Source organism: Herbidospora solisilvae (assembly GCF_009901565.1).
GTDB lineage: Bacteria > Actinomycetota > Actinomycetes > Streptosporangiales > Streptosporangiaceae > Herbidospora > Herbidospora solisilvae.
On the sequence record NZ_WXEW01000012.1, the window covers coordinates 192,883 to 208,192 of the forward strand.

A 15,310-nucleotide genomic window follows, 5' to 3' on the forward strand; every position below is an offset into this window, starting at 1 on the left:
GGGCATGACCGCCGAGCGGTTCGTGGCCTCGCCCTTCGCGGCGGGGGAGCGCATGTACCGTACCGGCGACCTGGCGAAGTGGACCGCCGACGGCCGCCTGATCTTCCAGGGCCGGGCCGACGACCAGGTGAAGATCCGCGGCTTCCGCATCGAGCCCGGTGAGGTCGCCGCCGTCCTGCTGAAGAGTCCGGATGTCGCGCAGGCCGCCGTGATCGCCCGTGACGACCAGCTGATCGCTTATGTGGTGGGCCGGGCGGAAGGCCTCAGGGAGTTCGCCGCAGAGCGGCTGCCCGACTACATGGTCCCCGCCGCCTTCGTCGTCCTCGACGAGCTTCCGCTCACCCCGAACGGCAAGCTCGACCGCCGCGCCCTGCCCGCCCCCGAGTTCGCGAGCGCGGGCAGGCCGCCCGCCACCGTCCAGGAGGAGATCCTCTGCGGGGAGTTCGCCCAGCTCCTGGGCCTGGAGTCGGTCGGCGTCGACGACGACTTCTTCGAGTTCGGCGGGCACTCGCTGCTCGTGGCGCGCCTGGTGTCGCGGATCCGGGTCGTCCTGGGTGTCGAGGTGCCGTTGTGGATGGTGTTCGAGGCGCCCACGGTGGCGGGGCTGGCCGCGCGGCTGGCCGAGACGGGGCGGGCCAGGGAGCAGCTCGCTCCCCGGCCCCGGCCGGAGCGGGTTCCGCTGTCGTTCGCGCAGCGGCGTCTGTGGTTCCTGTCGCGGCTCGACGGGCCGAACACGGTCTACAACGTGCCGACCACGGTCCGGTTGTCCGGGCCGCTCGACGTCGAGGCGCTCGACGCGGCGCTCCGCGACGTGATCGTCCGGCACGAGTCGCTGCGGACCGTCTTCCCGTCGGTGGACGGGGAGCCCTACCAGCGGGTCATCGAACCGGAGGAGCTCGATTGGGCCCTGTCCGTCGATCCCGCCGGGACCGGGAACGAGCCGTTCGACCTGACCAGCGAGGTGCCGATCAGGGCGGCCCTCTTCACGAACGGGCCGGCCGACCACGTTCTCGTCGTGACCCTCCATCACATCGCGGGTGACGGCTGGTCGTCGGGCCCGCTCGCCCGTGACCTGTCCACGGCCTACGCGGCCCGCGTCGAGGGCCGGGCCCCCGAGTGGGCGCCGCTGCCGGTCCAGTACGCCGACTACACCCTCTGGCAGCGCGACCTCCTCTCCGGCGACCTGCTGACCGAACAGGTCGGCTACTGGCGCAGGGCCCTGGCCGGGATACCCGAGGAGCTCACGCTGCCCGCCGACCGGCCCCGGCCCGCCGTCGCCGGGCACACCGGGCACCGGGTCGCCGCCTGGATCCCAGCCGAGACCCACCGGCGGCTGGCCGACCTCGCGCGGGCCGAGGGCGTCACCGTCTTCATGGCGCTGCAGGCCGCGCTCGCGGTGACCCTGTCGCGGACCGGCGCGGGGACCGACATCCCGATCGGCTCGGCGGTCGCGGGGCGGACCGACGCGGCCCTCGACGATCTGGTCGGGTTCTTCGTGAACACGCTGGTCGTCCGGACCGACCTGGCCCGTGACCCGCGGTTCCGGCAGGTGCTCGGCCGGGTCAGGGAGGCGAGCCTCGGCGCGCTGGCCAACCAGGACGTGCCGTTCGAGCGGCTGGTCGAGGAGCTCGCCCCGCAGCGCTCGCTGGCCCGCCACCCGCTGTTCCAGGTCATGCTGACGCTTCAGAACACCGCCAGGGCCGGGCTCGCGCTGCCCGGCACGGCCGTGCGTGACGGCGCCGCCGACCTCACCGGCACGACCACGGCCCGGTTCGACCTCGACGTGACGCTGTCGGAGACGTTCGACGACCGGGGCCGTCCGGCCGGGCTGCGCGGATCGGTGATCGGCTCGGCCGACCTCTTCGACGCCGAGTCGGTCGCGGTGTTCGCCCGCCGGCTGACCCGGGTGATCGAGCAGGTGACCGGCGACCCCGACGTGCGGCTCCACGCGGTCGACGTGCTCGACGAGCGGGAACGCGACCAGGTCCTGCACGTCTGGAACGACACCGCCGCCGACGTCCCGGACACGGACGTCGTGGCGATGGTCGAGCGGCAGGCCGCGCTGGTCCCCGGCGCGGTCGCCGTGGTCGCCGACGGCGAGAGCCTGACCTACGCCGACCTCGACGCGCGGGCCAACCGCCTGGCCAACCGGCTGCGCGGCCAGGGCGTGGGCGCCGAGTCGCTGGTCGCGCTGCGGCTGCCGCGCGGCGCCGACATGGTCGTGGCGATCCTGGGCGTCTGGAAGGCCGGGGCGGCGTACCTGCCGATCGACCCCGCCAACCCGGCCGAACGGGTGGCGGCGGTGCTGGCCGACGCGGCGCCCGCCTGCGTGCTCACCCCGGCCGACCTGCGCGACCTGCCCCAGGACGACACCCGGCCGGACGTGGCGATCGACCCCCGCGGGCTCGCGTACGTGATCTACACCTCGGGGTCGACGGGGACGCCGAAGGGCGTCGCAGTCGCCCACCGGGGCCTGGTCAACCTGGTGTCGGTCTTCGGGCCGATCCTCGGTGTCGAGCCCGGCGCCGGCATGCTGCAGTTCGCCTCGTTCGGGTTCGACGCCTCCGTGCTCGACGTCGCGGTGGCGCTCACCCACGGCGCGGCGTTGTGGGTGGCCGACGAGCCCCGGCGCCGCCAGCCCGAACGGCTCGGCGAGCTGACCGGGGTGACCGCCGCGAGCGTGGTGCCGTCGCTGCTCGGCGTGCTCGACCCGGATCGGCTGCCGCACGTCGAGACCATCCTGGTGGGCGCCGAGGCGATCGGCACCGAGACCGCGCGGGCCTGGTCGCGGGGCCGGGCGCTGATCAACACCTACGGCCCGACGGAGGCCACGGTCATGGTGGCGGCCTCCCCGGTCGACCCCGACCGTCCCGGCCCGGTGCCGTTCGGCCGCCCGATCGCCAACACCCGGCTGTTCGTGCTGGACGACGGGCTCGGGCCCGTCCCGGCCGGGGTCGCGGGTGAGGTGTACGTCGCCGGGGTGCAACTGGCGCGCGGGTACGCCGGGCGGCCGGGGCTGACGGCGGAGCGCTTCGTGGCCTGCCCGTTCGGGTCGGGCGGGCGCATGTACCGTACCGGCGACCTGGCGAAGTGGACCCGGGACGGTCAGCTCGTCTTCCTGGGCCGGGCCGACGAGCAGGTGAAGGTGCGCGGGTTCCGGGTGGAGCCGGGCGAGGTCGCCGCCGTTCTGCAGGGTCATCCGGGCGTCTCGCAGGCCGCCGTCGTCGCCCGTGACGGCAACCTGGTCGCCTATGTCGTCGGCGAGCCGGAGGGCCTGCGGGAGTTCGCCGCCGAGCGGTTGCCCGACTACATGGTCCCGGCGGCGTTCGTCGGGCTCGACGAATTGCCGCTCACCCCGAACGGCAAGCTCGACCGCCGGGCCCTGCCCGAGCCCACGTTCGCCGCCGGATCGGGCCGGGCTCCCGAGTCGGCCCGCGAGGAGCGGCTCTGCGCCGCGTTCGCCGAGGTGCTGGGCCTGGAGACGGTCGGCGTCGACGACGACTTCTTCCGCCTCGGAGGGCATTCCCTGCTGGCGGTCCGGCTGGTGGAGGTGCTGCGGGCGCACGGCGTCCCGGTGTCGGTCCGGGCGCTGTTCGAGTCGCCGACCCCGGCGGGCCTGGCCCGCGCCGCCGCCCCCGGACGGCCGGAGACGACGGCCCCGCTCGCCGACCTGACCGAGGCCGAACGGGAGCGGGTCGTCGCCACGGTCGAGGGCGGCGCGGCCAACCTGGCCGACGTCTACCCGCTCGCCCCGCTCCAGGAGGGCCTGCTCTTCCACCACCTCCTCGCCGGGGACGGCGCCGACGCCTACGTCACCATGCACGTGCTCGACTTCGACGGCCGCGCCCGCCTCGACGCCTTCGCCGGCGCGCTGCGGCAGGTCGTGGCCCGGCACGACATCTACCGGACCGCCGTCGTCTGGGAGGGACTGCGCGAACCCGTCCAGGCCGTGTGGCGGGACGCCGCCCTGCCGGTCGTCGAGCACGGGCCGCAGGAGTCGGGCGCCGCGTTCGCCCGCGCCGTCGGCGCCGTGATGGACCTCGGCCGGGCGCCTCTGATGGACCTGCACGTCGCCCCCGCGCCCGACGGGCACTGGCTGGGCCTGCTCCGGATGCACCACATGATCGCCGATCACCAGGGCACGGACGTGCTGGTCAGGGAGTTGCGGGCCATCATCGACGGCGAGGAGCCGCCCCCCGCGCCGCCGTTCCGCGACTTCGTCGCCCAGGCCCGCGGCGGGGTGTCCCGCGAGGAGCACGAGCGGTTCTTCGCCGACCTGCTCGGCGACGTCACCGAGCCGACCGCCCCCTTCGGCGTGCTCGACGTGCACGGCGACGGCGGCGACGCGGTCTCCGCGCTGGTCCCGGTGCCCGCCGAGACCGTCGCGGCGCTCCGCGAGAGGGCCCGTGATCTCGGCGTCAGCGTGGCGACGATCATGCATGTGGCCTGGGCGCGGGTGTTGTCGGTGGTGTCGGGCCGCGACGACGTGGTCTTCGGAACCGTGTTGTTCGGGCGGATGAACGCGGGTGAGGGTGCCGACCGCGTGGTGGGGCCGTTCATCAACACCCTTCCGGTACGGGTGCGTTCCGGTCGTGCCGGGATCACGCAGGCCGTGGGGGAGATGCGGGCGCAACTTGCCGGCTTGCTCGAACACGAGCACGCGCCGCTGGCCCTGGCCCAGCAGGCTGCCGGGCTGGAGGGCAACACGCCGCTGTTCACCTCGTTGTTCAACTACCGGCACATGGCGCGGCAGGGCGGGCCCCGGCAGGCGCTGGAAGGGGTGCGGACCGCCTACATCCGCGAGCGCACCAACTATCCGGTGTCGGTGTCCGTCAACGACCTCGGCGCGGCCGGGCTCAGCCTCAGCGTCGAGACCGTCACCGCCATCGACCCCGGCCTGATCGGCCGCCTGCTCGTCACCGCCCTCGGCGACCTCCTCGCCGCGGCCCCGGACACCCCGCTGGCCCGCGTGAGGGTCCTCGACGCCGACGGCCACCACACGGTCGTGCGCCGCTGGAACGCCACCGAGGCGCCGGCCGGACCCGCCACGGTGCTCGACCTGATCCCGCGCACCGACGCCGTCGCCGTCGACACGGGCGACGCCCGGATCACGTACCGGGAACTGCACGAACGGGCCGACCGGCTGGCCCGCCACCTGCGCGCCCAAGGGGCCGGCCCGGAGTCGGTGGTCGGGCTGTCGCTCCCCGACGCCGCCGACATGGTCACCGCGATGCTGGGCGTGTGGAAGGCCGGCGCGGCCTACCTGCCGATCGATCCGGCGCTGCCGGAGGCGCGGGTTTCCTTCCTGGTCGCCGACAGCGGCGCGTCGCCGGTGCTCACCGCACTGCCGGACCTCGGCGAAGAGCCGGTGGCCGCGCCCGACGTGCCCGTCGGGCGGGCCGGGCTGGCCTACGTGATCTACACCTCGGGCTCCACCGGCACGCCCAAGGGCGTGGCCGTCACCCACGGCGGCCTGGTGAACACGATCGCCGCGCAGCGCGAGCGGTTCGCGGTCGGCGCGGAATCGCGGGTGCTCCAGTTCGCCTCGTTCGGGTTCGACGCGGCCGTCTCCGAAGTCCTGATGGCGCTGACCGCCGGGGCCGTCCTGGTGCCGGCCGGCGGACGGCTCGACGGGCTGCCCGACCTGATCGCCGGCCGCGCGGTGACGCACGTGACGCTGCCGCCCGCCGTGCTGGCCGGCCTCGACGACCTCCCCGCCACGGTGGAGACCGTCGTGGTCGGCGGCGAGGCGCTCCCGCCCGCGCTGGTGGCCCGCTGGGCGCCCGGCCGACGTCTGGTCAACGCCTACGGGCCCACGGAGATGACCGTCGACGCCACGATCAGCCGCCCCCTGGACGCCGCCTCCGCCGTCGTGCCGATCGGCACTCCCATCGCCAACACCCGCGCCTACGTGCTGGACGCCGCGCTCAACCCGGTGCCGCCCGGAGTGACCGGCGAGCTCTACACGACCGGACCGGGCCTGGCCCGGGGCTACGCCGGCCGTCCCGGCATGACCGCCGAACGGTTCACGGCCTCCCCGTTCGACCCCGGCCTGCGGATGTACCGGACGGGCGACCTGGCGTGGTGGACGCCCGAAGGTGAGCTGGTGTTCGCGGGACGGGCCGACGACCAGGTGAAACTGCGCGGGTTCCGGATCGAGCCCGGCGAGGTCGAGGCCGTCCTGCTGACGGCTCCCGGCGTGAGCGCGGCGGCGGTGGCCGTGCGCGACGAGCGGCTGATCGCCTACGTCGTGGGAGAGACCGGCGGCCTTCGCCGGTTCGCCGCCGCGCGCCTGCCCGCGCACCTCGTCCCGGCCGACGTCGTGCCGCTCGGCGCGCTGCCGCTGACCCCGAACGGGAAGCTCGACCGCCGCGCGCTGCCCGCCCCCGGCACCCCGGCTGGCGGCGGCCGGGCGCCCTCGACGCCCCGCGAGGAGGTGCTGGCGGGCATCTTCGCCCAGGTTCTCGGCCGTGAGTCGGTCGGCGTCGACGACGGGTTCTTCGACCTCGGCGGCCACTCGCTGCTGGCCGTCCGGCTGCTGTCGCGCCTGCGCACGGTGATGGGCGTGGAGGTGCCGCTGCGCACCCTCTTCGAGGCGCCGAGCGTGGCCGCGCTGGCGGCGCGGCTGGCCGACACGGGGGCGGCCCGCCCGCCGATCCGGCCGGTCGCCAGGCCCGGCCGCATCCCGTTGTCGTTCGCGCAGCGACGGCTCTGGTTCCTGGGGCAGCTCGACGGGCCGAACACGACGTACAACATCCCGCTGGTCACCCAGCTCACCGGCGAGGTCGACGTCACCGCGCTGAACGCCGCCCTGCTCGACGTCATCGGACGCCACGAGTCGCTCCGCACGGTCTTCCCCTCGGTCGACGGGGAGCCCTACCAGCGCATCCTCGACCTCGGCGAGCTCGACTGGGCCCTGCGGCTGGAGGACTCGGACGACGTCGACGCGGTCACCGCCCACACGTTCGACCTGGCCGCCGAGATCCCGATCCGGGCGTGGCTGCTGCGGGGGCGGACCCTCGTCGTGCTGACCCACCACATCGCCACCGACGGCTGGTCGAACGCCCCCTTCTCCCGCGACCTGGCCACCGCCTACGCCGCCCGCATCGAGGGCCGGGCCCCCGAGTGGTCGCCGCTGCCCGTCCAGTACGCCGACTACGCCCTCTGGCAGCGCGAGACGCTCGGCGAGGAGACCCTCGCCGCGCAGGTCGCCCACTGGCGGGAGGCGCTCGCCGGCGTCCCGCAGGAGCTCGACCTGCCCTACGACCGGCCGCGTCCCGCCGAGCCCGGCCACCAGGGGCACGGCGTGCCCGTGGACATCCCGGCCGACCTGCACCGCCGCCTGATCGACGTGGCGCGGGCCGAGGGCGCGACCCTGTTCATGGTCCTGCACACCGCCCTCGCCGCGGCGCTGTCGCGGCTCGGCGCCGGGACCGACATCCCGATCGGCGTCGCCGTGGCCGGGCGCTCCGACGAGGCGCTGGAGGAACTCGTCGGGTTCTTCGTCAACACCCTGGTCGTCCGGGCTGACCTGTCCGGCGACCCGACCCTCGGCACGCTGCTCGGCCGGGTCAGGGCGGCAGGGATGGCGGCGTACGAGCACCAGGACGTGCCGTTCGAGCGGCTCGTCGAGGAGCTCGCGCCCGACCGGTCGGCGGCGCGGCATCCGCTGTTCCAGATCGTGTTCGCGCTGCAGAACGTCGTCGGCACGGGGGAGACCCGGCCCGCGGGCGGCGCCTCGGCGGTCAAGTTCGACCTCGACGTGCTCGTCGACGAGGTCACCGATCCCCAAGGAGCCCCTGCGGGGGTGCGCGGGGTGATCGTGGGCGCGGCCGACCTGTTCGACCCCGTGACCGTCGAGCGGGTCGTGCGGGCGTGGCGGCACGTGCTGGAGACGATGACCGGCGACCTCGGCGTCCGGCTCAGCCGGGTCGACGTCGCCGACCCCGGCGAGCGCGAGCGCATCGCCCGCGACTGGAGCCGCGGACCCCTCGTCGGCGGGCCGGAGACGGTCCCCGACCGGTTCGAGGCGCAGGCCGCCCGCACCCCCGACGCCCTCGCCCTGGTCGGGCCGGGCTTCGCGACGACGTACCGGGACCTGGACGAACAGGCCAACCGGCTGGCCCACCACCTCGTCGGCCTCGGAGTGGGGCCGGAGTCGGCCGTCGGCGTGGCGGTGGCGGGCGGGCCCGGGGTCGTGGCGGCCTGGCTCGGGGTGCTCAAGGCCGGGGGCGCGTACGTGCCCGTCAACACCGCCTACCCGGCCGAACGGGTCGCCCTGATGCTGCGCGACTCCGGCGCGGTCGCGGTGATCGCCGACGCGCCCACCGAGGACTTCGGGCTGCCGGTCGTGACGCTCGGCGACCCCGCCGTGCTCGCCGCGCCCGCCGGCCCGCCCGCGCGGAACCTGCTCCCCGGGCATCCGGCCCACGTCGTCTACACCTCGGGCTCGACCGGCGTTCCGAAGGGCGCCGTCATCCTCCACCAGGGCGTCGACCGGGTCGCCCGGCACGTGGACGTCACCCTCGGCGACGTCGTCAGCCAGCTGGCCTCGGTGTCGTTCGACGCCGCCACGCTGGAGGTCTGGGGCGCGCTGCTCAACGGCGCCACCCTCGCGATCCCGCCGGCGGGCGAGGCGTCCCCCGCCGAGCTGCGCGACTTCATGGGCGCGTTCGGCGTCACCACCGCCTGGCTGACCGCCGGCCTGTTCCACGAGGTCGTCGACGGGGACATCGGCGCGCTCGCCGGACTGCGCGAGATCTGGGCCGGCGGCGACGTGCTGTCGCCCGCCCACTGCGCCCGCGTGCTGGCCGAACTGCCCGGGACCGTGCTCACCAACGTGTACGGCCCGACCGAGTGCACCGTCTTCACCACCACGGGCCCGGTCGGCCCCGACGGCCTCGACGGCGGTGTCTCCATCGGCCGCCCGGTCGCCAACGGCGGCGTGCACGTCCTCGATGCGCACCTGCGCCCCGTCCCGGCCGGCGTTCCCGGAGAGCTCTACGTCACCGGCGCCGGCCTGGCCCGCGGCTACGTCGGCCGCCCCGCCTTCACCGCCGAACGTTTCGTCGCCTGCCCCGCAGAGCCGGGCGAGCGCATGTACCGTACCGGCGACCGGGTGAAGTGGACCGCCGACGGCCGGCTCGCCTTCCTCGGCCGCGCGGACGACCAGGTGAAGATCCGCGGCTTCCGGGTCGAGCCCGGCGAGGTCGAGGCCGCCCTCCTGACCTCGGCCGACGTCGTGTCGGCCGCCGTCGTCGCCCGGGACGGCCACCTGGTCGCCTACGTGGTGCCGGAGAGCCCGCGCGAGGACCTGCCCTCCGAGTTGCGGGACCACCTCGCCGGACGGCTGCCCGCCTACGCGGTGCCGTCGGCCGTCGTCCTGCTCGACCGGCTCCCGCTGACCGTCAACGGCAAGCTCGACCGCCGCGCCCTGCCCGCCCCCGAGTTCACCACCACGGCCGGACGCCGCCCGGCGACGCCCGGCGAGGAGATCCTGGCCGGTGCGTTCGCCGACGTGCTGGGCCGCGAGTCGGTCGGCGTCGACGACGACTTCTTCCGGCTCGGCGGCCACTCCCTCCTCGCCGCACGCCTGGTGTCCCGCATCCGGACCCTGCTCGGCGTCGAACTCCCCCTCCGCGCCCTGTTCGAGACGCCGACCGCGGCCGGGCTGGCCGCCCGGCTGCCGGGTTCGGGCACCGCCCGCCCGCCCGTACGGGCGGCGGCCCGCCCCGAGCGGATCCCGCTGTCGTTCGCCCAGCGGCGGCTCTGGTTCCTCGACCAGATCGAGGGCCCGAACGCGACCTACAACATCCCGCTCGTGGCCCGCCTGACCGGCGATTTGGACGTGGCCGCGCTGAACGCGGCCCTGCGCGACGTGATCGGCCGGCACGAGTCGCTGCGCACGGTCTTCCCGTCGGTGGACGGCGAGCCGTACCAGCACGTCCTGGACCTGGACGACCTCGACTGGGCCCTCGAACCGGTGGATTCGGAGGACGTGGCCGCGGCGACCTCCCACACCTTCGACCTGGCGAACGAGGTCCCGATCCGGGCGTGGTTGTTCGGCGGCCGGATCCTCGTCGTGGTGATCCACCACATCGCGGGCGACGGCTGGTCGATGGGCCCGTTCGGCCGCGACCTGTCCACCGCCTACGCCTCGCGTGTCACCGGCGTGGCGCCACGCTTCGAACCGCTCCCCGTCCAGTACGCCGACTACGCCCTCTGGCAGCACGACCTGCTGGGCGAGACCGAACTCGCCGCCCAGATCTCCTACTGGCGCGACGCCCTGGCCGGCGCCCCCGAGGAGCTGACCCTGCCCGCCGATCGCCCGCGCCCCCTGGTGAGCAGCCACGCCGGTCACACGGTGTCGGTGCGCGTCCCCGCCGAAGTGCACGAACGGCTGGCCTCGCTGGCCCGCGCCGAGGGCGCGACGGTGTTCATGGCCCTGCAGGCGGCGCTGGCGGTGACGCTGTCCCGGCTCGGCGCCGGGACCGACATCCCGATCGGCACGGTCGTGGCCGGGCGGACCGACGAGGCGCTCGACGGCCTGGTGGGGTTCTTCGTGAACACCCTGGTCGTCCGGGCCGACCTGTCCGGCGACCCGGCCTTCGCGGATGTCCTCCACCGGGTCAGGGAGGCGAGCCTCGGAGCGCTGGCGCACCAGGACGTCCCCTTCGAGCGGCTGGTCGAGAGCCTGGCGCCCGCCCGGTCACTGGCGCGGCATCCCCTGTTCCAGGTCGCGCTGACGTTGCAGAACGTCGAGCGGGCCGGGGTGGAGCTCCCGGGCGTCACGGTCGGCGGGGCGGGCGTGGGCGGCGGCGTCGCCGCGGCCAAGTTCGACCTGGACCTGGCCCTGGCGGAAACCTTCGACGACGAGGGGCGGCCCAGCGGCCTGCGCGGCTCGGTGACCGCGGCGACCGACCTGTTCGACGCCACGACGACCGAGAGCCTGGTCGACCGGTTCCTGCGGGTGCTGGAACAAGTGACGGCGGAACCGGATGTCCGGGTGCACGCGGTGGACGTGCTGGAGGAGGGCGAGCGGGAGCGGGTTCTGCGCGGCTGGAACGACACGGCCCGCGAGGTGCCCTCTTCGAGCATCGTGGACCTGATCAGCCGGCAGTCCTCTGAAGCCTTCGCGGTCGAGGGTGAGTTGACCTACGGCGAGTTGGATCGCCGGTCGGACCGGCTGGCGCGGCGGTTGCTTGCCGTGGGTGTCGGTCCGGAGTCGATCGTCGGGGTCTGTCTGCCGCGTGGCGCGGAGATGATCACGGCGATCGTGGGTGTGTGGAAGGCGGGTGCGGCGTATCTGCCGGTCGATCCCGGTAACCCGGCTGAGCGGGTGGGGGCGGTGCTGGCCGATGCCGGGGTGGCGTGTGTGCTGGCCTGTGCGGAAACCCGGCACCTGGTTCCCGCCGGGATGGAGATCGTCCTCGCGGGCGCGGGGGATTCCGCAGTGTCGGCCTCTGCGGAGACCGGGGATGAGTCGGACCTTTCGGGCATGCGGGATTCCGCGGTGCCGGTCTCTGCGGGGACCGGGGACGGGCCGGGCCTGTCGGGCGCGGAGGGTCCGCTCAACGTTCGGGTGGAGCCGGATTCGCTGGCGTATGTGATCTACACGTCCGGGTCGACGGGCACTCCGAAGGGGGTCGCGGTCAGTCATCGCGGGCTGGTCAATCTGGTCGAGATGTTCGGGCCTTTGCTGGGTGCGGGGCCGGGTGTGGGGTTGTTGCAGTTCGCCTCGTTCGGGTTCGACGCCTCGGTGCTGGATGTCGCGGTGGCGTTGGCGACCGGTTCGACGCTGGTCATCGCCGATGAGGGCAGGCGGGCCCAGCCTGAGCGGCTGCGGGAACTGACCGGGGTGGGGGCGGCCAGTGTGGTTCCCTCGCTGCTCAACGTGCTCGACCCGGCCGACTTCTCGCACATCGGCCCGATCGTGGTCGGCGCGGAGGGCATCACCGAGACCGTCGCCCGCCGCTGGGCTCAAGGCCGGCGGCTGGTGCATGCCTATGGGCCGACCGAGGCCACGGTCATCGTCGCCGCCGGTGAGATCGACGCCGATGAGGAGGGCCCGATCTCGTTCGGGCGGCCGATCGCCAACTCGCGGCTGTATCTGCTCGATGACCGGCTCTCGCCGGTTCCGCCTGGGGTCGCGGGTGAGGTCTATGTCGCCGGGTTGGGTCTGGCGCGGGGGTATGTCGCCAGGCCGGGTATGACCGCCGAGCGGTTCGTGGCCTCGCCTTTCGACGCCGGTCAGCGCATGTACCGTACCGGCGACCTGGCGAAGTGGACCGCCGACGGCCGGCTGATCTTCCAGGGCCGCGCCGACGACCAGGTCAAGATCCGCGGCTTCCGCATCGAGCCCGGTGAGGTCGCCGCCGTTCTGCTGAAGAGTCCGGATGTCGCGCAGGCGGCCGTGATCGCCCGCGAGGGCCGCCTCGTCGCTTATGTGGTGGGCCGAGTGGAGGGCCTCAGGGAGTTCGCCGCAGAGCGGCTGCCCGATTACATGGTCCCCGCGGCTTTCGTCACGCTGGACGAACTGCCCCTCACCCCGAACGGCAAGCTCGACCGCCGGGCGCTGCCCGAACCCCAGCAGGTCACCGGTTCCGGCAGGGCGCCCGCCACCGTCCAGGAGGAGATCCTCTGCGCCGCGTTCGCGCAGGTCCTGGGCCTGGAGTCCGTGGGGGTCGACGACGACTTCTTCGACCTGGGCGGGCACTCCCTGCTCGCCGCAAGGCTCGTCTCCCGCATCAGAACCGTCCTCGGGGTCGAGGTGCCGTTGCGGGCGCTGTTCGAGTCGCCGACCCCGGCCAGGCTGGCGGGCATCGTGGCCACCGCCACCGGACGGACGCGGGCACCGCTCGTGGCGGGGGAGCGGCCCGAGCGGCCGCCGCTGTCGTTCGCGCAGAGACGGTTGTGGTTCCTCGATCAGCTTGAGGGGCCGAACACGACCTACAACATCCCGATGCCCGTCCATCTCGCCGGCGATCTCGACGTGGCCGCGCTGAACGCGGCGCTGCGGGACGTGATCGGCCGCCATGAGGCGTTGCGCACGGTCTTCCCGTCGGTGGACGGGGAGCCCTACCAGCACGTCCTCGACTTGGACGAACTTGACTGGGCGCTCCAGCTGGAGGAGTCGGGGGACACGGCCCTGGCGGACGCCTACACCTTCGACCTGGCGAACGAGGTGCCGATCCGGGCCTGGCTCTTCCAGGGGCGGACCCTCGTCGTCGTCATCCACCACATCGCCGGCGACGGCTGGTCGTCGGCGCCGCTCGCCCGTGACCTGTCCACGGCCTACGCGGCCCGCGTCGAGGGCCGGGCCCCCGAGTGGTCGCCGCTGCCGGTTCAGTACGCCGACTACGCCCTCTGGCAGCACGACCTCCTCGGCGGGGAGCTGGCGGAGCAGGTCGGCTACTGGCGGGAGACCCTGGCGGGGCTGCCCGAGGAGCTGGCGCTTCCGGTCGACCGGCCGCGTCCGGCGACCCTGAGCCACGTCGGGCACCGGCTCCCGGTCAGGCTGCCGGCCGAGACCCATCGGCGGCTGACCGAGCTGGCGCGGGCCGAGGGGGTGACGGTGTTCATGGTCGTCCAGGCGGCGCTGGCGGTGACGTTGTCCCGGCTCGGCGCGGGCACCGACATCCCGATCGGGTCGGGGGTGGCGGGCCGGACCGACGAGGCGCTCGACGACCTGGTCGGGTTCTTCGTGAACACGCTGGTGATCCGGACCGATCTGTCGGGTGATCCGGAGTTCCGCGAGGTGCTGGCGCGGGTCCGTGAGGTGAGCCTGGAAGCGCTCGGGCACCAGGACGTGCCGTTCGAGCGGCTCGTGGAGGAGCTCGCGCCCGTCAGGTCGCTGGCCCGGCATCCGCTCGTCCAGGTCATCCTCACCCTGCAGAACACCGAGCGGGCCGGGCTGGAGCTGCCGGGGGTCCGGCGGGAGTCCGCGATCGTCGTGGACGGGGCGGAGCTCGCGCCCGTACAGGCCGATCTCGAAGTGATGGTCGGGGAGACCTTCGACGAGCAGGGGCGTCCGGCCGGGCTGCGCGGCTCGTTGACGGCCTCCGCCGACCTGTTCTCCGCCGCCACGGCCGAGAGCCTGATCCGGCGCTGGGGACGGGTGCTCGACACGGTGACCTCCCGGCCGGACGTCCGGCTCCACGAGGTGGACGTGCTGGACGCCGGTGAACGCGAGCAGGTCGTCACCGGCTGGAACTCCACGGCGGCCGAGATCCCGGCCTCGACGGTGGTCGAGTTGTTCGAGCGTCGGGTGACCGAGGCTCCGGACGCGGTCGCGGTGGCCGGTTCGCTGACCTATGCCGAGCTGGACGCCCGCGCCAACCAGGTGGCGCATCATCTGCGCGGGGCGGGGGTGGGCGCGGAGTCGGTGGTCGGGTTGTGTTTCCCGCGTGGCGGCGATCTGGTGGCGGCGGTCCTGGGGGTGTGGAAGGCGGGTGCGGCCTTCCTGCCGCTGGACGCGCGGCTGCCGGTGGAGCGGATCGCGTTCATGCTGGCCGACAGCCGCGCCCAGCTCGTCTTGGGCACCGACGACGTGCTCGGGGACCTTCCGGCGGGCCGGATCAGGCTGGTTTCCATCGACCATCCTCTGCTGGCCATGGGCCCGGCCACACCGGTGGAGGGGGGCGTCGATCCGCGGGGATCGGCGTATGTGATCTACACCTCGGGCTCGACCGGGACGCCCAAGGGCGTCGCGGTTCAGCACGGGGGTCTGGTCAACCTGGCCGTCGCGCAGATGGACCATTTCGCGGTGACGCCGGGTTCGCGGGTGTTGCAGTTCGCCTCGATCGGGTTCGACGCGGCGGTGTCGGAGATCGTGATGGCGTTGTGCTCGGGCGCGACGCTGGTCATGACGTCCACCGATGAGGTGCTGGCGGGTGATCTGTCGGGGGTGACGCACGCGACCCTGCCGCCCGCCGTGCTGGCCACGCTGCGGGAAGAGCACCTCGCCTCGGTGACCACGCTGGTGTCGGCCGGTGAGGCGATCGACGCCGCTCTGGCGGCCAGGTGGTCGGCGGGACGCCGGTTCGTCAACGCCTACGGCCCGACCGAGACCACGGTGTGCGCGTCGATGTCGCCGCCGCTCGAACCCGGCGCGGAGCCGGTCATCGGCACGCCGATCGCCAACGGCCGCACCTACGTCCTGGGTGAAGACCTCCAGCCGCTCCCGCCCGGCGTGACAGGGGAACTGTACGTCGCCGGCACACCGCTGGCCCGCGGTTACCTCCGCCGCCCGGCTCTCACCGCCGAACGGTTCGTGGCCTCGCCCTTCGACGCGGGGGAGCGCATGTACCGT

General features: G+C 74.1%; 1 protein-coding gene (cut by both window edges). It reads left to right on the top strand.

All 15,310 nt of this window come from inside a single coding sequence — locus tag GT755_RS35125, non-ribosomal peptide synthase/polyketide synthase, on the top strand. Of the gene's 33,867 coding nucleotides, 14,861 precede the window and 3,696 follow it; the stretch shown corresponds to coding positions 14,862–30,171 — codons 4,954 (partial) to 10,057 (complete); the first complete codon in view begins at position 2. Both codon boundaries (start and stop) fall beyond the window edges.